The following is a 19,888-nucleotide window of genomic DNA, read 5'->3' as shown; positions in this document are numbered from 1 at the left end:
GGTAGTTCCTTTACTTGGTAGCAAAAGCTGAGTCGAAGGCGGCTGCGGGCGGGGTGATCTGGGCCAGGGATTTCACCAGCGCCAGGGCACCCGGCCCGCCGACCATACGGTCCATTCCGGCGTCTTCCCATTCCACGCTGGTGGGTCCGTTATAGCCGATGGCGTTCAGCATCCGGAAGATGCGCTCCCACGGCACATCTCCGTGGCCGGCGGTCACAAAGTCCCAGCCGCGGCGCGGATCGCCCCACTGCAGGTGTGAGCCGAGCCGGCCATTGCGGCCATCCAGCTGCTTGACCGATTCCTTGACGTGCACGTGGTAGATGCGCTCGCGGAAATCGTAGAGGAAGGCCGCGGGATCGAGGTCCTGCCAGATGAAGTGGGAAGGGTCGAAATTCAGGCCGAAGCCCTCGCGGTGACCGATCGCTTCCAGGGTCCGGTGTGCGGTCCAGTAGTCGTAGGCAATTTCAGACGGATGGACCTCCAGTGCGAACCGGACGCCCACTTCATCGAAGACGTCGATGATGGGATTCCACCGGTCTGCGAAGTCCTGGTAGCCCCGCTCGATCATGGAATCGGGAACGGGCGGAAACATGGCCACGGTCTTCCAGATGGAAGAGCCGGTGAACCCGGTCACCGTCTTCACCCCCAGCCGGGCCGCAGCCCGGGCGGTCATCTTCAGTTCTTCGGCCGCGCGGGTGCGCACGCCCTCAGGATCGCCGTCGCCCCAGACGCGCGCGGAAACAATGCCCTGGTGGCGCTCGTCGATGGGGTCGTCGCAGACAGCCTGTCCGTTGAGATGGTTGGAAATGGCATAAACCGACAGGTTGTTCCGCTTGAGGATGTCCAGCCGGTCCTGGAGGTACTCGTCATCCTCCACAGCCCGCCAAACGTCCAGGTGATCGCCCCAGCAGGCGATTTCAAGGCCGTCAAAGCCCCACTCTCCTGCGAGCCGGGCCACCTCCTCGAACGGAAGATCGGCCCACTGGCCGGTGAACAGTGTGATGGGGCGGGTCATCGGATTTCCTCTGCTGTAGTTTTCGGGGCGGCAGCGGCGGGCTGCGGCTGGGCATCCACCGCCGTCCAGCGGCTTTCGTCAGCCGCGCTTTCCTCGACGGCCGCGAGCACGCGCTGTACCTGCAGGGCGTCGGCGAACGACGGCGTGGGCTGGGTTCCGGCGGCGAGGGACGTCACCAGGTCCACCACCTGATGCGTGAAACCGTGCTCGTAGCCCAGTCCGTGGCCGGTAGGCCACCAGTTCCCCACATAGGGGTGCTCCGGTTCCGTGACCATGATGCGGTGGAAGCCCTGCTCACCGCTGCGGTCGGTGGAATCGTAGAACTGCAGGAAATTCATGTCCTCAAAGTCGAAGGACAGCGAGCCCAGGGACCCGTTCACTTCGAGGCGCATGGCATTCTTGCGGCCGAGGGCGGCCCGGGTGGCTTCAAAGACGCCGATCGGTCCGCCGTCGAACCGCGCGGTAAAGATTGCGGCATCATCCACCGTGACGTCACCCATGGGCTGGTCTTCCCCGGCGGCGCCGTGGCCGCCGAGTCCCACGAAATCCCCCCCCACAGGGCGTCGGCTGGTAAAGGTCTCCAGCAGCGCCGAAACACCGGTGATCTGCTGGCCGGTGACAAACTGGGCGGCATCAATAATGTGGGCGCCGATGTCGCCCAGGGCGCCGGAGCCTGACAGTGTCCGGTCCAGCCGCCAGGTCAGGGGTGCATTTTCGTCCGACAGCCAGTCCTGCAGGTACTGGGCCCGGACCTGACGGATCTTCCCCAGCCTGCCGTCGTCGACCATTCGCTTGGCCAGCGCCAAAGCAGGCGTGCGGCGGTACGAATAACCGCACATGGCAAAGACTCCGCGGCGTGCAGCTTCGGAGGCCGCGGCCGCCATTTCCTCTGCTTCCTCCACCGAGTTGGCCAGGGGCTTTTCACACAGGACATGTTTGCCGGCGCGCAGTGCTGCAATGGCAATCTCGGCGTGGGTATTTCCGGGTGAGCAAATGTCGATCAGATCGATGTCTTCCCGTTCCACCAGCGCTTTCCAGTCCGTTTCCGTCGAGGACCAGCCCATTTGCCCGGCTGCTGCCTCAACGGCCGAAGCATTCCGGCCGGCAACGGCGGTGAGCTCGGGCCTGAGGGGAAGGTCAAAAAAACGGGGGGCGCTGCGCCACGCATGCGAATGCGCAGCGCCCATAAAGGCGTAGCCCACCATTCCGATTCGAAGCGGAGCAGTTTCTGCCTGAGGCATGTAGTTCCCTTTCATTTCAAGTGCTAACGCTATTTGCTGAAGCCCGCGGTCAAGCCGCTCAGCAGCTGGCGACGGCCCACGATGTACAGCACCAGGATCGGCAGCGTGGTCAGGACCACGGAGGCCAGGACCGCCGGAATATTCACGCTGTATTCCCCCTGGAAGCTCCAGAGGGCCAGCGGAAGGACACGCAGGTCAGGACTCTGCGTCAGGATGAGCGGCAGCAGGAATCCGTTCCAGACTCCCAGTGCGTTGTAGATACCCACCGTCACAATGGCCGGTTTGGTCAGCGGCAGGGCCAGCCGCCACATGGTCTGCCACTCGCTGCAGCCGTCAAGGCGCATTGACTCAAACAGTTCATTTGGCACGTCCCGAATGAAGTTCGAAAGGATCAGCACCGTCAACGGAATGGAAAAAGCGATGGAGGGCAGAATCAGGGCCAAAAGGGTGTCATACAGCTGGAGCCGGATAATCATCAGATAGACCGGAATGATGGTTGCCTGCAGTGGAATGGCCAGGCCCAGCAGGAACAATCCGTTCGAGAATCTGAGGAACCTGCTGTTGCCGCGCACGATGGCGAAGGACGCCATGAAGGAGATGGCCACTGCCGGAATAACGGTGCCCAGCGTGATAATTGTGCTGTTCAGGAAGTACTTGGCGAAGTCCGCCTCCAGCACCATCCGGTAGTTCTCCAGGGTTGGAGAGGAGGGTACGGCAAGCGGGTTCTGCGAGTAGTAGCCGGCTGATGTCTTCAGGCTGGTAATCACCACGTAGTACACGGGAATGATGATGATCGCCAGCCAGATCCAGCCGGAGAGACCGCCGGCGTAGTTCAGCTTGCTCCAGCGCAGCCCGCGGCGTGCAGATGAGGACGCAGCCGGAGGTGCGGGAGATTTCGGCCGTTTGGTGGCTGTTGCCGTCATGTCAGAGACCTTCCAGTTGGCTGCCGCTGGAGCCCTTGCCGCCCAGCCGCTGCAGGGCAAGCGCCAGACCCAGCCCGATAACCACCAGGATCACGGCAAGGACGCTGGCCGGTCCCATGAGGTTGGCACGGAAACCCGTGAGGTACATATCCAGTGCCAGGATTCGGGTTGAATTGCCGGGGCCTCCCGCCGTCAGCACGAAAATGAGGTCAAAGTAGGTCAGGGATCCCACCACCATCAGGGTGGAGGACGTGATGATGGTGTATTTCAGCTGCGGAAGGGTGATGTGGAAGAACTGCTTTACTTTGCCCGCCCCGTCGATTTCCGCGGCCTCGTAGAGGGACTTGGGGATCTGGCGCACGCCGCCTTGGTAGATCAGCGTGTGGAACGGAACAAACTGCCATGCAATCACGAAGATGACCACCAGGAGGACCAGCTGCGGATGGCCGAGCCAGTCCTGGGCGAGGGCCGGCATGTTCAGGCCTTCGGCCAGGCCGAAGTTCGGATCCAGCAGCGCCTTGAAGGCAATGGCTATGGCAGCTGAGGAGAGCAGCAGCGGCAGGAAGTACAGGACTGCCAGGAGTGCCCGGTAGCGCTGGCTTCCGGCGGTGAAAACTCCCAGCAGGAGGCTGATCGGTGTCTGCACCAGCCAGGAGACGATCATGATGAGGAAGGTCAGCCGGAGGGCATTGTGCATCACGGGGTCGCCCAGGACGGACAGCCAGTTCCCGACCCCGGCCAGGGTGATGCCGCCAATCCCGTCCCAGTTCGCAAAGCTGAGCACAAAAACACCGATCAGCGGAACGACGGCGAAGACCAGAAAGAAAAACAATGCCGGAACGACCAGCCACCACAGGCTGCCGGTCTTTCCGCGGCTGGGCCCTTCCCCCGGTCCCTTGTCCGTGCGGCCCGCGGCGGGCAGCGCCGCGGGCGGTACAGCGGCGATCATTTGCCCAGCGTCGCATTCATGTTGTTCGCGAACTCTTCGGGAGTGATGGACAGCAGGAACAGCTGGTCAATGTTGCTCAGGAGCGCTTCGGCGGCGGTGGGACTCAGGGCCTGGTCCCAGGACTGCTGGAAGTTCGGGGCATTCTTCGTCAGCTCGTAGACGAAGCTTAGGAATTCCCTGTCCTCGGACTCCTGCAGCTTGTCTTCGATGCCCTTGACGACCGGCACCGATCCGGACTTGATGTAGGCATCGACCTCTTCGTCGGTCAGCAGTCCATCCTTGAAGTACTTCTTGGCCGTTTCCTTTTCGGCGTCGCTGGCCTTGGAGGAGATGTACTCGTAGCCGCCGGGGTTACCCACGGTATTGGCCGGATCACCGGCACCTCCCGCGACAGAGGGGAAGTTGACCCAGCCGAGCTTGCCGCCCTCAACGAAGCCCGCGCCGTCGTTCTTCATGCCTCCGTAGGTCCAGCCGCCGTGCAGCATCATGGCAGCCTTGTTGGTGTACAGCAGTGCCTGGTCGGCATTGCTGTCAGCGGTGATGGAGGTGAAGCCCTTGATGAACCCGTTGGCCTTGACCAGGTCCTGGATCATGGTGTTGGCCTTGATAGCTGCGGGGTCCGACCAAGCGTCCGCCTCACCGTTGTAGATAGCGGTGAAGACTTCCGGACCTCCCACTCGGTCGTAGAGGTACTCGAGCCACATCATGGAGGTCCAGCGCGACTGTCCGCCCAGGGACAGCGGAGCAACGCCCATGTCGTTGAACGTTTTGGTCAGGGCCATGAGATCGTCCCAGGTCTGGGGCGGTTCTGCTCCGGCCTGCTCGAACAGTTCCTTGTTGTAGTAGAAGATAATCGGCGTAACGGTCTGGGTGGGAAGGGCATAGATCTTGCCGTCAACCGTGGCCGCGCCGAACGTGGAGTCCAGCAGGCGGTCCTTGACGTCCGGATTCTCCTCGAACCAGGGGGTAAGGTCCTCGATCTGCCCGGCGTCGGCGTACGCGCGCATCGTTCCACCGCCCCAGCCCGCGATGATGGTGGGTGCCTGGCCGGCGCCGATGGCTGTCTTGATCTTGGTCTTGTAAGCGTCGTTCTGGAAGAACGTGACGTTGATTTTCTCGTCCGGATTGGCGCTGTTGAACACGTCAATTGTCTTTTGCCGGATGCCCTCATTGGGCTGCCCGCTAAGGGCCCAGATGCTGGCTCCCCCGGCGGAGGTGCCGCCGGGCCCCGAAGAGCCGCAGGCCGTCAGGCCGTAGGCGGCGATGGGCACCAGGGCGGCCAGCGACAGGAAAGACCTGCGTGACGTGAGCTTCTGTTCCATTCTTATCTCCATTGAAAAGAGCCGCGTCGCTGCGGCGGCGGATTGTTGTCCCAGCCCGGGCCGGGAGTATCGAAACTTTTCGCAACACCTGCTGTACTGCCATGAAAGCTACTGTGATATGCATCACTCGTCAAGAACATTTTTCGCCGCCCGTGTGGCGCGTGTTGACGCAGATGCGGGTATCCGCCAGACTTCAACGACCGAAAACTTTCGCAAAGGAGCGTTGCCTTGAACCGGGCTCAAACTGCCAAGACGACGCTTGCCAGCGTCGCAGAGCTGGCCGGGGTGTCCGTTCCTACTGTTTCCAAGGTCATCAACGGGCGCGATGACGTTGCTGAGCCGACCCGGAAACGCGTACGGGCGGCATTGACCCGGCTGGACTACGAATCACCCGTCCAGCGGCGGATCCGCAGCAGCGCCCCGGCCATGGTGGACCTGGTCTTCGACGGGCTCAACACGTCCTATTCCCTTGCCATCCTGATGGGGATCACCACGCTTGCGGCCGCCGAAAACGTTGAAGTGGTGCTCAGTACGGTCACTCCGGGAAAGCTCAAGAGCACCAACCATCTGGAATGGTCTTCCCGGCTGGCCGATTCGGGGCGCACGGGACTCATCCTGGTAACCTCCGAGATCACGAGCGAGCAGCTGGAGGCCTTTGCCCGGCGTAATATTCCGGTGGTGGTGATCGATCCGCTGAATCCCCCGCCGTCCGGTTTCATCAGTATCGGGGCCACCAACTGGGCCGGGGGCAAGGCCGCCGTCGAGCACCTGGTTGAACTGGGACACCGTCGGATCGCCTTTGTGGGCGGGCCCGACGCCGCAGAGTGCAGCATGGCTCGGCTTCACGGGTATCTCGCAGCGCTGCGGGCGCATGGGATTGATGTCCCGGACGGCTACATTGTCAGCGGCAATTTCAACCGCGAATCCGGAGTACGCGGTGCGGCCGCGCTGCTGTCGCTCGACAACCCGCCCACCGCCATCTTTGCCGCGAGTGACCTCACCGCGCTGGGAGTTCTGGATGAAGCCCGCCGCCGCGGCATACGTGTTCCGGAAGACCTGAGCGTCGTGGGCTTTGACGGAACTGAACTTACGGAGCAATCCGTGCCGCGGTTGACCTCGGTCAGCCAGCCGCTGCACGAAATGGGCCGTACGGCCCTGCGCAGTGTCCTCCGCCTGGCCAACGGAGAGGAACTGGAGTCTCTGCACGTGGAACTTGCCACCACGCTGGTGGTCCGGAATTCCACCGCTCCCCCGCTGCCTGATGCCGATCCGGCGCCGACGTCAACAGAGAAGGCCGGAAAGAAATAAACGTTAGCGCTAACAGTTTTCCTTGCCCTGAGGCCCTCCGGGTTCTAGGCTCGGGGCAGATCGGGCCGGCTGCATCTGCAGCGGGCCCGATGACTGCAGCAGCAACCACCGTTCACAAGGGAGTGGCGAGTGAAAACAACACAGCAATCGGGCGGTCCGGTTTTTGACCGGCGCCAGGTCCTTCTGGGTGCGGGGGCAGTAATGGGAGGCCTGCTGACCGCCGGCTCCCTGGCCGGCTGTGAAGGACCGGCCGCCTCGGCGGCGCAAACTCTGCGCTTCTGGCACCTGCTGTCCGGCGGCGACGGCATCAAGATGCAGGGCATGATCGACGCCGCAAATGCCAAGAACACGAATTTCCATGCCACCCCCACCGTGCTGGCATGGGGAGCGCCCTACTACACCAAGCTCGCCATGGCCTCGGCCGGCGGCAGGCCGCCGGAACTGGCCATCATGCACGCCAGCCGGGTTGTGGGCTATGCTCCCGGCGGTCTTCTGGATGAATGGGATCTGGACCTGCTGGCAGAAAACGGCGTCACCGAAGCCGACTTCGCGCCCCGCATCTGGGAGAACAGCCGGATAGACGGGAAGCTCTACAGCATCGCCCTCGATTCCCACCCCTTCATCATGATGTACAACACCGACGTCGCCTCCAAAGCGGGGGTTCTGGGGGCGGATGAGCTCCTGATCCCGATTAACTCGCCGGACCAGTTCCGCGACGTTGCCCTGGAAATGCAGAAGGTCACGGGCAAGCACGGCTTGTCCTACGGCTTCCTCGGCGACGGGGCCCAGATGTGGCGCCTGTTTTACACCTTCTACCGCCAGCACGGGGCGGAGATGATCCTGAACCAGGGCGAGACAGCCGTGGTGGACCGGGATGTGGCCATCTCCAGCCTCGAGTTCATCCGGTCCCTGCTGGATGACACCATCACCACCAGCAGCGGGGATATTGGAACGGCCATTGCCGAATTTGCCAGCGGCGAATCCGGCATGCTCTTCAGCGGAGTCTGGGAGCTGCCCACCATGAAGACGGCGAAAGTACCGCTGGGGGCCGCCCCCATTCCCACTCTGTTCGGCACTCCGGCGGCATATGCGGACTCGCACGCCTTCGTCCTGCCGCACCAGGCGAACCTTGACGACGCACTCCGCCGGGACTCCTACAAATTTGTGGCCGACATCCTCAAGGGGTCCCTGGCCTGGGCGGAGGCGGGGCACATTCCGTCCTACCAGCCCGTGGTCGCCTCCCCGGAATACGCCGCCCTGGCTCCCCAGGCCAACTACGCTGCTGCAGCCGAAATCATCAACTACGACCCCCGGGCCTATTTCTCCGGTTCGGGGTCGGACTTCCAGACGTTCTTCGCGAACAGCGTCCAGAACGTTTTCCTTGGCCGTGACCAGCCGGCAGCGGGCTGGGACTCCTTTGTGGAACGGCTGAATATCCTCCTGGCCAAGCCCAACCCCGTCTGAGCCTGACCGGCAATCCGCACTGCAGTGAAAGCGACAAAGGAGTCCTTCATGAGTATCACAACCGCTCCCGAGGGTGCCGACAGACGCGCGCCGGCATCCTCGCCCCCACCTGCCAATCCGCTGCGCCGCACACGGAGCAACAACCTTGCCGGCTGGGCGTTCAGCGCACCCTTCCTGGTGTTCTTCCTGGCATTCCTGATCGGGCCCCTCGTTTACGGGTTCTACATGAGCTTTACCGGTAAATCGCTGACCGGCGCGAATGACGAACTGCTGGGCCTGGCCAACTACACCGAAGCGTTCGGTGATCCCGACATGTGGCATTCGCTCGGAAACACCCTGTACTTCACCGTCATCAGCACCGTGCCGCTGGTGATTATCGCCCTGGCACTGGCAGCACTGGTCAACATGGGCCTGCCTGCACAGTGGCTGTGGCGGCTTTCCTTCTTCTCCCCCTATCTGCTGGCCTCCACCGTTGTTTCCCTCTTCTTCTCGTGGATGTACAACCCGCAGCTGGGCCTGATCAATGACATTCTTTCCAAGGTGGGAATTCCGCCGGTTGCCTGGCTGAATGACCCCAACATCGCCATGTGGGCAATCGTTATTGCCACCGTGTGGTGGACAGTGGGATTCAACTTCCTGCTCTATCTGGCCGCCATGCAGAATATTCCGCAGCAGCACTATGAGGCGGCAGCCTTGGACGGCGCCGGCGGATGGCGTCAGTTCTTTTCCATTACCCTGCCCCAGCTTGGTCCCACCACGGTGCTCATTGTCATCCTGCAGATACTGGCCTCACTGAAGATTTTCGACCAGGTTTACCAGATGACCGCCGGCGGCCCGGCCGGGACCACCAGAACGATCGTGCAGTACATTTTCGAATCCGGATTCACGGGTTACCGGCTCGGCTACTCCGCAGCAATCTCCTATGTGTTCTTTGCCCTCATTGTCCTGGTGTCATTTGGACAGTTCTTCATCACCCGCCGAAGGAGCGTCTGACATGGCAGCACCGGCACTCACCCGAGCTCCGTCCGCACCAAAAAAGCCTGCTCCCATGCAGAACCGCAAGCGGACTACGCCGGCACGGATTATCGCCACCGTCATCGTTTCGGTCCTGGCAGTCATCTGGCTGATCCCCTACGCGTGGGCTGCGGTCACCGCATTCAAGTCCGAGACGGAGGCCGCCGCCACTCCGCTGACCTGGTTTCCCCACACGGGTTTTACCCTCGATGCATTCTCCAAAGTGCTCAGCGCCGGCAATATTCCGCTCTGGACGTGGAATTCGCTCTTCACCTCCACCGTCATCACCGTCATTACCCTGGTGATCTCCGCACTGTGCGCCTACGCCCTCTCCCGGATCGATTTCAAGGGCAAGCAAATTCTCATGGCGGTCATCATCGCCTCCATTGTGGTTCCACCGCCGGTGCTGATCATTCCGCTGTTTTACCAGATGCTCTCCATGCATTTGATTGACACCTACTGGGCCGTCATTCTTCCCCAGGTCATAGCTCCGGCCATGGTTTTTGTCCTCAAGAAGTTCTTTGACCAGATTCCGCGGGAACTGGAGGAAGCAGCCATCATGGACGGCGCCGGACGCATGCGGGTTTTCCTGCAGATAGTGCTTCCCCTGTCGCGGCCCATTCTGGCCGCCGTGGCCATTTTCGTGTTCATCGGAGCCTGGAACAACTTCCTGTGGCCTTTCATCGCCACGAATGAATCCTCGCTGCTGACCCTTCCCGTGGGGCTGCAGACCATCAAGAGTGCCTACGGCATCCAATATGCGCAAAACATGGCCTCGGCCCTGCTCGCTGCCCTGCCGCTGATCATCGTGTTCCTCTTCTTCCAGCGGCAGATCATCAAAGGCATTTCCACCACCGGCCTTGCCGGCACCTGACCGTCCCACCCCGATTTACCCAACACCCGGATCTCCACAGCACCAACAATCAAGGAGCAGAAAACATATGTCCCGCGCCAGGATCAGCATTGACCGCAACTTCACCATAGGCGAGGTACCCCGCCGCCTGTTCGGCTCCTTCGTGGAGCACATGGGCCGATGCGTCTACACCGGCATTTACGAACCGGGCCATCCGGAAGCCGACGAGCAGGGATACCGCCGTGATGTCCTGAAACTGGTCCAGGAACTCGGCGCCACCGTGGTCCGCTACCCCGGGGGCAACTTTGTTTCCGGCTACAACTGGGAAGACGGCGTGGGTCCGGTGGACCAGCGCCCTGTCCGCCTGGACGGAGCCTGGCACACGGTGGAGACCAACGCCTTTGGCCTGCATGAATTTGTTGACTGGTCCCGCAAGGCCGGCGTCGAAATCATGGAGGCCATCAACCTGGGCACCCGCGGAGTCGATGCCGCCCGTGAACTGGTGGAATACGCCAACCACCCCGGCGGCACCTACCTTTCCGACCTGCGGGCCAAAAACGGACACAAGGATCCGTTCAACATCAAGCTCTGGTGCCTGGGCAACGAGCTGGACGGGCCGTGGCAAACCGGCCACAAGACGGCGGATGAATACGGCAGGCTGGCCCAGGAAGCCGGCCGGGCCATGCGCTACGTGGATCCGGACCTGGAACTGGTGGCCTGCGGCAGCTCCGGTTCCGGCATGCCCACCTTCGGAGCCTGGGAGCAGACCGTTCTGGGCCACGCCTATGACGAGGTGGACTACGTCTCCCTGCACGCCTACTACCAGGAAGAAGAAGGCGACGCCGAGAGTTTCCTCGCCAGCGCCGTGGACATGGACTACTTCATTGAGTCAGTGGTTGCCACGGCCGACGCCGTGCGGGCGCGGGGCAAGCACAAGAAGTTCATCAACCTTTCCTTCGACGAATGGAACGTCTGGTACCAGCGGGGCCTGACCACCGAGGACCAGCCCGAAGCGGTGGCCCGGGCGGGCTGGCGCGAGCACCCCCGCGTCATCGAGGACAAGTACAACGTGACGGACGCCGTCGTCGTCGGTACGCTGCTGAACTCGCTGCTGCGGCACGGTGACCGCGTCACCATCGCCAACCAGGCGCAGCTTGTGAACGTGATTGCGCCGATCATGGCCGAAGAAAACGGTCCGGCCTGGCGGCAGACCATTTTCCACCCGTTTGCACGCATGGCCGCCCTGGCCCGGGGCCAGATCCTGCGCACGGCGGTGGATTCAGACAAGTATGAAACCACCCGCTTCGGCGGCGCCGACCTGGTGGACGTCAGCGCCACCTGGGATGAGGAGAACGGCAAAGTGGCGCTCTTCCTCGCCAACCGCGGCCTGGAAGAGTCCGCGGATGTGGAGATTGGGCTGGGAGGCTTCGAGGCCGGACGCATCCTCCGCGCCGAGGTCCTGCAGGTTCCTGCCGGCAAGGACCGGTTTGCCATCAATTCCCAGGCCGACGGCGAGCAGGTGGGCCTGACCCCGCTCCAGGACGTTAAGGCTGCTGGCAGCGAGCTCCGCCTGTCACTGCCTGCGCTGTCCTGGGCCGTGATTGAGGTGGAGGTCAGCAAGGGCTAGGAGCCTTCGCTGCGGTTGGGGGCCCGTTCCGGGATACGGGCCCTCAACCCACGGGACGGCGAGCGCCGGCGCTCCGGAACAGCGGCAGGACCGCCAGGGAAGCCGAACCGGCGGATAACTGCTGAGGCACTTAAGGAGCCCTAAACGGAGAAATCAACCGCCGACGTTTCCACGACGCTTGCCGTGCGCCCGGGGGCCGTCTGGAACTGCCAGTACAGGTTTGTGTGGGCAATAACCGCCTCCGGAGCAGGTGCACCCCACTGGGTCATGTCATCCGTCGTGTGGGCGTCCCCCACCAGGGTGACGTCATATCCGCGGGCAAAAGCCCCGTGGATGGTCGAGCGGATGCATGCATCTGTTTGCGCACCGGCAACAACAAGCCGCCCGATTCCCGCATCGGCCAGGACGCTTTCCAGGTCGGTCCCCTCAAAGGCATCACCGTACGCCTTGTGCACCAGTGGCTCCGGGTCCAGACGCGCGAGCTCGGGGATGTACTCCCACTCTCTGCTGCCCTCCGGGAGGTCGTCGTCGTGATGCTGGATCCACACCACGGGGACCGCTGCAGACCTCGCGCCGTCCAGCAGGGCGCTGATGTTGGCTATCACCGCATCCCGTTCGTGTGCCTCCGCCACCACCCCCTTTTGCATGTCAATAATCATCAAGGCAGTGCGGGGCCGATCAGGCAGTGTGCTCATGGTTGCTCTCCTGAGGTTTGGATGGCCGTGCCCACAGCGTACTGCCCGCCCGTGCCGGATCCGATAGGGGAACGTCCGTTCGAACCGTATCCGGACGGTCCCCTGCCCGCACCCTGCCCGCACTTTCACTCTTGACGGCGCCAAAGGCAGGAGGCAGGGTAAGTAATCCATCAGCATGCTTGCTAAAAGGAGTGACGGATGCGGTCCATGACATACCGCGGGCCGTACAAGGTCCGTGTTGAGGAAAAAGACATCCCGGTCATTGAGCACCCCAACGACGCAATCGTTCGGGTGACCGCCGCAGCTATTTGCGGATCTGACCTGCACCTTTACCACGGAATGATGCCCGACACCCGGGTGGGCACCACCTTCGGCCACGAATTTGTGGGCGTGGTCCACGAGGTGGGGCCCTCCGTGCAGAACCTCAAGGCGGGAGACCGGGTCATGGTCCCCTTCAACATCTACTGCGGTTCCTGCTACTTCTGCGCCCGCGGGCTCTACTCCAACTGTCACAACGTCAACCCCAATGCGACGGCGGTGGGCGGCATCTACGGCTACTCCCACACCTGCGGCGGGTACGACGGCGGCCAGGCGGAGTTTGTCCGCGTCCCGTTCGCCGACGTCGGGCCCAGCATCATTCCAGACTGGCTGGATGAGGAGGACGCCGTGCTGCTCACTGACGCCCTCGCCACGGGTTACTTCGGCGCGCAGCTGGGAGACATCACGGAAGGGGACACCGTCATCGTGTTCGGCGCCGGACCGGTGGGACTCTTCGCGGCCGCTTCCTCCTGGCTGATGGGCGCCGGCCGGGTCATCGTCATCGACCACCTGGACTACCGGCTCGAAAAGGCCCGCACCTTTGCCCACGCCGAGACCTTCAACTTCTCCGAGTACGGGGACATTGTGGTGGAGATGAAAAAAACCACCGATTACCTCGGCGCGGATGTGGTGATTGACGCTGCGGGAGCGGAGGCGGACGGCAGCTTCCTCCAGAACGTCAGTGCCTCCCAGCTGAAGCTGCAGGGCGGATCTCCGGTGGCCCTGAACTGGGCTATTGATTCGGTCCGGAAGGCCGGCACCGTGTCCGTGGTTGGAGCCTACGGTCCCATCTTCAGCGCCGTGAAATTTGGCGATGCCCTCAACAAGGGGCTGACACTGCGCATGAACCAGTGCCCGGCCAAGCGGCAGTGGCCGCGGCTGTTCGAACACATCCGCAACGGTTACCTCAAACCCAGTGACATCATCACCCACCGCATCCCGCTGGAGCACATTGCGGAGGGCTACCACATGTTCTCGGCGAAGCTTGATGACTGCATCAAGCCGCTCATCATTCCCAGCGCGTCTTGAAGGCGAGGAAACCATGACGGAAACACCAAGCACGCCCTACGTTGCCGCCGCATCCAAACGGAAATTCTCCAATGAGGAGCTGCGGGCGCGCATTCCGGGCTGGGGCGCGGATATGGATCCCCGGAACCGCCCCTCGGTGCCCAAGGAACGCACGGACCTGGAAACCGGCGCCCGCTGGAACTTTCCGGAACGCCAACCCGAGAAGCAGCCGAGGGAACGCTCGATTGAGCACGAGTTCCTCACTCCCGTTTTCGGAACCTCCGCTCCGCTGAAGGGCGTCTCCGGAGCTATCCGCCGGTATGCCTACCGGTACGGCGAAGCCCGCGCGGCGCACTGGCTCATCCTGATTGCCGCCGACCGGGTGGATGCAGGCGGGAGCCATCTGCGCTCTTTCTTGACTCTTCGCCCGGACAATCCGGTGACCGAGTCAGGCGTGCTCAGTGAGTTCACCCGGCACGGACTGTCCTCCCGGTTCGGCAGGAACAGGGCCGACCTCAAGGAGCAGGCGCTGGCCCCGCTTACCGCGGCCGGCCCGTGGATCCTGGGCGGTGCGGCCGCCGTCGTCGGTGTGCGGGCGCTGGTCCGGGCGGCCAAACACTGATCCTGCACCTCGGCACGCCGGGCAGGGAGCAGGGCGGCCCGGGTGGTACGCCCTGCCACAATGGAGAGCATGCATGAAACGCGCGGCCTAAACGATTCCCGGCTGATCCGGGAAATCCAGGCGCAAGAGGGTGCGGACATTGCGGCCGACCGCTGGCCGGCCACCATCCCTGCCGTCGCCGCCGTCCTGACCCGGGGACTGGTCCTTCCTCCGGGCGTGACCTTCCTGGTCGGCGAGAACGGCAGCGGAAAATCCACCCTGGTGGAGGCGGTCGCGGCAGCCTACGGGCTGGGTCCGGAGGGCGGGAGTGTCCATTCGGCGCACTCCACGCAGAAAACCGAATCCCCGCTGAGCAACTGGCTTACGCTGGTGCGCCAGCCCGGCGCCCCCAAATGGGGGTTCTTCCTGCGGGCGGAAACCATGCACGGTTTCTACACCTTTCAGGACCAGCTTGCCGGCGGCCACGACTTCCACACCATGAGCCACGGGGAGTCCTTTCTGGCTGTTGCCGAAACCTACCTGCAGAGTCCGGGCTTTTACTGCCTGGACGAACCCGAGGCGGCACTGTCTTTCAGTTCGACTCTGGCGATGATGGGAGTGCTCAACGATCTGGTGGCCAACGGCTCCCAGATCCTGTGCGCCACGCACTCCCCAGTACTGGCCTCCCTGCCCGGTGCCGCCATTTATGAAACCGGCGAGCACGGAATTTCGCGCCGGGAATGGGACGAACTGGATCTGGTCACTAACTGGAAGTCCTACCTGAACGAGCCCCGCCGCTATCTGCGGCACCTTCTGGACTAGCAGCGAGGGCGCCGAGCAGGGCCAGGGCATCGGCGCTGCTGGAACCGGCTTCCGCACGGTAGACGATGAGCTCCTGGCCGGGTGCCGCCTTCACCTCGAAAGCATGCATGTGGAGGGTGAGCTCCCCAACCTCGGGGTGCCGGAACCGTTTGCTTTCCAATCGCTTTTCCCGGGCATCATGGCGTTCCCAGAGGGCGGTGAACTCATCACTGCCGTTCAGGAGCGTCTCCAGTACCTCGGTGACGCGCGGATCATCCGGTGCCGTGCCGTGGAGGATGCGGAAACCGGCAACGGTGTTGGCGGCTACCTGCTGCCAGGCCGGATAGAACGTGCGTGAACCGGGATCGAGGAAGAGTTTCAGTATCAGGTTGGGGCCGTGCTGGAACCCGTCGAAAAGAGCGTAGGCAAGCCGGTTGCCGGCAAGTACGTCGTAGGCTTTGCCCAGGACGACCGCAGGGTTGTTGGGCCACATGTCCATCAGGCTCAGCAGTTCCGGGTTCACCCTTTCCGTGGCGCCGTATGCCGGTCCGGGGATCAGGCCGGCAAGCCGGTAGAGGTGCCGGCGTGCGTCGTCGTCCAGCCGGAGGGCGGTGCCGAGCGTCTCAAGGACCTGGACGGACGGGTGACGTTCACGTCCCTGTTCCAGCCGGGTGTAGTAATCGATGCTCAGGGCCGCCATCGTGGCAACCTCTTCGCGCCGCAGCCCGGGCACCCGGCGTCGGCCGGAGGAGGCGAAGCCAAGCGCCTCCGGGCGCAGCAGGGCACGGCGGGCCCTGAGAAACTCACCGAGCGGATAGTTTGACACGCGTTCACTATAGGTGCCTCCGGTCCGGCCAGGCAGGGTGCGCTGCTCCTAGGGTCAGTGCGTCCTTCACGTGTCCCGGCGGTACCGGGGAGAGTGGCGGTCATGACTGCTAATTACGAGAACAGCGCAAACCGTCAGAAGACCAAGGCCTCAGCGGGCTCCGATGATCGGGGGACGCGGAAAATAACCCTCGTCACCGGGGCGAGCAGCGGGATCGGCGAGGCTATTGCACGGCGCCTCGCCGCCGAAGGGCACACCGTCATCCTTACCGGACGTCGCAAGGACCGTTTGGAGGCCATCGCCGCCGAACTCACCGAAGATGGCCTCTCCGCCGAGGCCCTGCCGCTGGATGTTACGGACAGGCAGGCGTTCGCGGCGCTGGCCGCCGACATCACCGCCCGGCACGGGCGTCTTGATATCCTCGTTGGGAACGCCGGCGTCATGCTGCTCTCGCGTCTGGACTCGCTGCTGGTCGATGAATGGGACCGGATGTTCGATGTCAACGTGCGCGGGCTCTACAACGGGATCGCCGCTGTGCTGCCGCACTTCCGCGAACAGGGATCGGGCCACGTCGTCACGATTGCGTCAGTCGGAGCACACGAAGTTTCTCCCACCTCCGCTGTCTATTCAGCGACCAAGTACGCCGCCCGGGCACTGACCGAGGGTCTCCGGCTGGAGTCGGACCCCTCGATCCGGGTGACCACCGTTTCCCCCGGCGTTGTGGAATCCGAGCTCGCGGAGCACATCACCGATCCGTACGCCGCGGATCTGATGATCGGTTACCGGGCGGCGCAGATCTCTCCGGACGCTGTTGCCAGCGCGGTTTTCTTTGCCGTCACCCAGCCGCCAAACGTAGACGTCAACGAAATCATCATCCGCCCCGCTGCCCAGCGCTGACACCGCACCGGGAACGCGCCGTCGTCGTCCGACCACTTGCGACAACAGCGGCCACTTTTGACAACACAGGCGCGTTCCCGATGTGATGGGGCCCATGACTGACCGCTACCGCATAGCCCTCATCCCCGGCGACGGCATTGGCCACGAGGTGCTGCCGCCCGCCCGTGCCGTGCTCGACGCCGTCGCGCCCCGGCACGGCATTGAACTGACCTATGACGAATTTGACTGGTCCTGCCAGCGGTATCTGGAGAAGGGCGCCATGATGCCCGAGGACGGGCTGGACCAGATCCGCGGACACGATTCCATCCTGCTCGGCGCGGTCGGCTGGCCCGGAGTGCCGGACCATGTGAGTCTGTGGGGGCTGCTGATTCCCATCCGCAGGGAGTTCCGGCAGTACGTAAATCTGCGCCCCATCCGGGTCCTGGACGGTGTTCCCAGCCCCCTGCGCGCGGAGCTGACCGAACCGGGTGTGGACTTTGTTGTGGTGCGCGAAAACAGTGAGGGCGAGTATTCGGAGATCGGCGGGCGCATGAACCGCGGACTGCCCTCCGAAATGGCCATTCAGGAATCAATCTTCACCCGCCGCGGTGTCACCCGGATTTTGGACTATGCCTTTGACCTGGCCGGACAGCGCAGGGGCATCCTGACTTCAGCCACCAAATCCAACGGCATCATCCACACCATGCCCTTCTGGGACGAGCTGCTGCAGGAACGGGCGGCGGATTATCCCGGGGTGCAGTGGAACCAGGAACACATCGACGCCCTGGCCGCAAAGGCGGTGCTGAACCCCTCCCGCTTCGATGTCATCGTGGGATCGAACCTCTTCGGGGACATTCTCAGCGACCTGGCCGCAGCCATTGCCGGCAGCATCGGCATTGCTCCCTCGGCCAACCTCAACCCGGAGCGGGAGTACCCCTCCATGTTTGAGCCTGTCCACGGCTCAGCCCCGGACATCTACGGCCAGGGGGTGGCCAATCCCCTGGGTGCCATCTGGTCCGCGTCCATGATGCTGGATCACCTGGGCCACGCGGAGGCCGGAGCTGAGGTGCTCGAAGCAGTCTTCGGTGTGCTTGCTGAATCCCCGGTACGGACCCGGGACCTGGGCGGCACTGCCGGAACCGAGGAATTCACCCGGGAAATCCTCAGCCGGATCGGCTAGTCCCGCAGGCTTATTGGGTCTGAAGCCCGGCGCGGCACTTTTCACACAGCCCGCCTGCACGTCAGGGTGGAGCCATGAGCAAATCACCGGGATCAATCATTATTGTGGGCGCAGGCAGCGGTGTGGGACTCGCCGTAGCCCGCCGTTTTTCACGGGACGGGGCCCGCGTGGGGCTGATATCCCGGTCAGCACAGCATCTGGCAGAACTATCCTCCACGCTCCGCTCCGAAGGTGTGTCCTCGGACTGGATGGCAGCCGATGCACAGCAGCCTGACGAGCTCAGGACCGCCGTTCGCGAGCTGGTCAGCCGCCTCGGTCCTGCCGATGTGCTCTGCTACAGTCCCCTGCCGGCGGTGGGGCTGATCAGGCCGGTGCTTGAAACCGGCCCCGGGGACCTGATGTCCTCCCTGTCACTCAGTGTGGGCGGCGCGGCAGCGGCGGTCGCCGAGCTGGCGCCGGGGATGATCGCCCGCGGAACGGGAAGCCTGTTGTTCACCACGGGCAGCGGAGCCCTCCGCCCGCACCCCGACCGTGCGGCCAGCGCAGTGGGGACAACGGCTGAGACGACCTATGTTGCCCTCCTTCACGAAGCGCTGAAGCCCGCCGGCATCCGGGTCGCGCAGCTGGCCGTGGTGGGTCCGATCGGCAGCGGAGCGGCCCATGAGCCGGCCGATGTGGCCGACGCCCTGTGGGCTGCTGCCCGCCGGGACTCGTCCGGCCCGCTCACTGTCCTGGAAAACATCACTGCCCGGGAAAGAACTTCAGCGCCTCAACGACGGCGGCAGTGACCTCTTCCGTATCTGCCGTTCCGCCCACGTCCGCCGTGGTGCAGCCGGCCGCCGTGACGGCTTCCACCGCGCTCGCCAGCCGGCGCGCGGCAGCGGGCAGGCCCAGATGTTCCAGCATCAGCGCTCCGCTCAGAATGGCGCCAACCGGGTTGCAGATGCCGCGGCCGGCGATGTCCGGGGCGGAGCCGTGGACCGGTTCGAACATGGAGGGAAAGCGCCGCTCCGGATTGAGGTTCGCGCTTGCCGCCAGACCCAAGCTGCCCGCGAGCGCCGAGCCCAGGTCGGAGAGGATGTCAGCAAACAGGTTCGATGCCACCACCACGGACAAGTCCTCCGGATGCAGGACAAACTTGGCGCTCATGGCATCCACCAGGACGCTCTCCGACTGAACGTCCGGATATTCCGCGGCCACCCGGTGAAACACGTCGTCCCAGAGTACTGAGCCGTACTGCTGGGCATTGGACTTGGTCACACTGGAGACCCTGCGCACCGTTCGGGTACGGGCCAGGTCAAAGGCGAAACTGATGATGCGCTCGCAGCCCTTCTCCGTAAACAGTGCCGTCTGCACCGCCACTTCATTGCCCGGGCCCCGACCGGAGAGATTGCGTCCCCCCAGCCCGGCGTACTCGCCTTCGCTGTTCTCCCGGACCACCACCCAGTTCAGCGGCATCCGGTCCGCCTTGCGCAGCGGCGACTCGATGCCGGGCAGGAACGTCACCGGGCGCACGTTGGCCCATTGGTCGAAGTTCTGCGTGATGTTCAGCCGGAGCCCCCACAGGCTCACATGGTCCGGAACGTTCTCCCAGCCCACGGCCCCGAAGTAGATCGCGTCGAAGTTCCGCAGCCGCTGGAGCCCGTCCGGGTCCATCATGACTCCGTGCTGCGCATAGTATTCGGATCCCCAGGGGAAGTCTGTCCACTCAAACCCGAAGTGCGGCTCGTCCCTTCCTGCTGCGGACTGCTCGGCGAGCGCGTCCAGCACGCGCCTGCCGGCGGCAATCACTTCCTTCCCCACGCCGTCGGCCGGAATAGCCGCAATCCGGTAGATCCTTTGCCCGGCCATCTCCTGCTCCCGCCTT

At 63.6% G+C, this 19,888-nt stretch carries 19 protein-coding genes; 11 read left to right on the top strand and 8 right to left on the bottom strand.

All coding sequences use genetic code 11. The features are described 5' to 3' along the window. Positions 1 to 10 precede the first annotated feature (10 nt). From AC4D2W_RS03060 to AC4D2W_RS03040, 5 genes are read right to left on the bottom strand one after another with little or no spacing between them, the layout of a single operon-like run. Positions 11 to 1,015 carry a sugar phosphate isomerase/epimerase family protein gene (locus AC4D2W_RS03060; RefSeq protein WP_490925439.1) on the bottom strand — a complete coding sequence of 335 codons (1,005 nt, stop codon included), beginning with the start codon at positions 1,013 to 1,015 and terminating at the stop codon, positions 11 to 13. Then, on the bottom strand, positions 1,012 to 2,256 hold the full coding sequence (locus AC4D2W_RS03055) for a Gfo/Idh/MocA family protein (RefSeq protein WP_490925438.1): 1,245 nt from the start codon (positions 2,254 to 2,256) through the stop codon (positions 1,012 to 1,014). The genes AC4D2W_RS03060 and AC4D2W_RS03055 overlap by 4 nt, the downstream gene beginning before the upstream one ends. A gap of 29 nt (positions 2,257 to 2,285) precedes the next feature. Then, positions 2,286 to 3,179: a carbohydrate ABC transporter permease gene (locus AC4D2W_RS03050; RefSeq protein WP_490925437.1), complete on the bottom strand. Its 894-nt coding sequence runs from the start codon at positions 3,177 to 3,179 to the stop codon at positions 2,286 to 2,288. 1 nt (position 3,180) lies between these two features. Beyond that, on the bottom strand, positions 3,181 to 4,128 hold the full coding sequence (locus AC4D2W_RS03045) for a carbohydrate ABC transporter permease (RefSeq protein WP_490925436.1): 948 nt from the start codon (positions 4,126 to 4,128) through the stop codon (positions 3,181 to 3,183). Then, entirely contained in the window at positions 4,125 to 5,450 is a 1,326-nt protein-coding gene (locus tag AC4D2W_RS03040) for an ABC transporter substrate-binding protein (RefSeq protein WP_490925435.1), read from the bottom strand. The genes AC4D2W_RS03045 and AC4D2W_RS03040 overlap by 4 nt, the downstream gene beginning before the upstream one ends. A 228-nt stretch (positions 5,451 to 5,678) precedes the next feature. Here AC4D2W_RS03040 and AC4D2W_RS03035 point away from each other — a divergent pair, with 228 nt between their 5' ends. The 5 genes from AC4D2W_RS03035 to arfA all read left to right on the top strand — a co-directional run bounded on the left by AC4D2W_RS03035 (position 5,679) and on the right by arfA (position 11,716). Next, positions 5,679 to 6,758 carry a LacI family DNA-binding transcriptional regulator gene (locus AC4D2W_RS03035; protein WP_490925434.1) on the top strand — a complete coding sequence of 360 codons (1,080 nt, stop codon included), beginning with the start codon at positions 5,679 to 5,681 and terminating at the stop codon, positions 6,756 to 6,758. 129 nt (positions 6,759 to 6,887) lie between these two features. Then, positions 6,888 to 8,222 carry an extracellular solute-binding protein gene (locus AC4D2W_RS03030; protein ID WP_490925433.1) on the top strand — a complete coding sequence of 445 codons (1,335 nt, stop codon included), beginning with the start codon at positions 6,888 to 6,890 and terminating at the stop codon, positions 8,220 to 8,222. A gap of 48 nt (positions 8,223 to 8,270) precedes the next feature. Beyond that, complete coding sequence (locus AC4D2W_RS03025; RefSeq protein ID WP_490925432.1) at positions 8,271 to 9,215, top strand: carbohydrate ABC transporter permease; 945 nt, start codon at positions 8,271 to 8,273, stop codon at positions 9,213 to 9,215. 55 nt (positions 9,216 to 9,270) lie between these two features. Beyond that, entirely contained in the window at positions 9,271 to 10,110 is an 840-nt protein-coding gene (locus tag AC4D2W_RS03020; RefSeq protein ID WP_490925431.1) for a carbohydrate ABC transporter permease, read from the top strand. 67 nt (positions 10,111 to 10,177) lie between these two features. Further along, entirely contained in the window at positions 10,178 to 11,716 is a 1,539-nt protein-coding gene (gene arfA / locus AC4D2W_RS03015; protein WP_490925430.1) for an arabinosylfuranosidase ArfA, read from the top strand. Positions 11,717 to 11,856: 140 nt separating this feature from the next. Here the strand turns inward: arfA and AC4D2W_RS03010 are convergent, their stop codons facing one another. Continuing rightward, positions 11,857 to 12,411 carry a cysteine hydrolase family protein gene (locus AC4D2W_RS03010; protein WP_490925429.1) on the bottom strand — a complete coding sequence of 185 codons (555 nt, stop codon included), beginning with the start codon at positions 12,409 to 12,411 and terminating at the stop codon, positions 11,857 to 11,859. 198 nt (positions 12,412 to 12,609) lie between these two features. Here AC4D2W_RS03010 and AC4D2W_RS03005 point away from each other — a divergent pair, with 198 nt between their 5' ends. From AC4D2W_RS03005 to AC4D2W_RS02995, 3 genes are all read left to right on the top strand, one after another. Next, positions 12,610 to 13,758 (top strand): zinc-dependent alcohol dehydrogenase, encoded by a 1,149-nt coding sequence (locus tag AC4D2W_RS03005; protein WP_490925428.1) that lies wholly within the window; start codon positions 12,610 to 12,612, stop codon positions 13,756 to 13,758. Positions 13,759 to 13,771: 13 nt separating this feature from the next. Further along, the gene (locus AC4D2W_RS03000; protein ID WP_490925427.1) at positions 13,772 to 14,359 is read left to right on the top strand and encodes a hypothetical protein; all 588 of its coding nucleotides are present in this window, start codon (positions 13,772 to 13,774) and stop codon (positions 14,357 to 14,359) included. Between the two features lie 69 nt (positions 14,360 to 14,428). Further along, on the top strand, positions 14,429 to 15,160 hold the full coding sequence (locus AC4D2W_RS02995; RefSeq protein WP_490925426.1) for an AAA family ATPase: 732 nt from the start codon (positions 14,429 to 14,431) through the stop codon (positions 15,158 to 15,160). On the opposite strand, the gene AC4D2W_RS02990 is transcribed toward AC4D2W_RS02995, so the two are convergent. Beyond that, positions 15,102 to 15,965 carry a helix-turn-helix transcriptional regulator gene (locus tag AC4D2W_RS02990; RefSeq protein ID WP_490925425.1) on the bottom strand — a complete coding sequence of 288 codons (864 nt, stop codon included), beginning with the start codon at positions 15,963 to 15,965 and terminating at the stop codon, positions 15,102 to 15,104. The two genes, AC4D2W_RS02995 and AC4D2W_RS02990, sit on opposite strands and share 59 nt — an antisense overlap. Before the next feature lie 102 nt (positions 15,966 to 16,067). Here AC4D2W_RS02990 and AC4D2W_RS02985 point away from each other — a divergent pair, with 102 nt between their 5' ends. The 3 genes from AC4D2W_RS02985 (at position 16,068) to AC4D2W_RS02975 (ending at position 18,809) form a co-directional block, all read left to right on the top strand. Beyond that, positions 16,068 to 16,862, top strand: coding sequence for an SDR family oxidoreductase (locus AC4D2W_RS02985; RefSeq protein WP_490925424.1), 795 nt, complete (start codon positions 16,068 to 16,070; stop codon positions 16,860 to 16,862). Positions 16,863 to 16,956: 94 nt separating this feature from the next. Beyond that, entirely contained in the window at positions 16,957 to 18,021 is a 1,065-nt protein-coding gene (locus AC4D2W_RS02980; RefSeq protein WP_490925423.1) for a tartrate dehydrogenase, read from the top strand. 74 nt (positions 18,022 to 18,095) lie between these two features. Continuing rightward, the gene (locus tag AC4D2W_RS02975) at positions 18,096 to 18,809 is read left to right on the top strand and encodes an SDR family NAD(P)-dependent oxidoreductase (RefSeq protein ID WP_490925422.1); all 714 of its coding nucleotides are present in this window, start codon (positions 18,096 to 18,098) and stop codon (positions 18,807 to 18,809) included. Here the strand turns inward: AC4D2W_RS02975 and AC4D2W_RS02970 are convergent. Continuing rightward, positions 18,763 to 19,872, bottom strand: a complete 1,110-nt coding sequence (locus tag AC4D2W_RS02970) for a tartrate dehydrogenase (protein ID WP_490925421.1) — start codon at positions 19,870 to 19,872, stop codon at positions 18,763 to 18,765. The genes AC4D2W_RS02975 and AC4D2W_RS02970 overlap by 47 nt on opposite strands. Positions 19,873 to 19,888 lie beyond the last annotated feature (16 nt).

Source organism: Arthrobacter sp. TJ-58, from assembly GCF_058269295.1.
The sequence above is the reverse complement of the archived record's forward strand: the minus strand, read 5'-3'. Positions and strand labels throughout refer to the sequence as shown.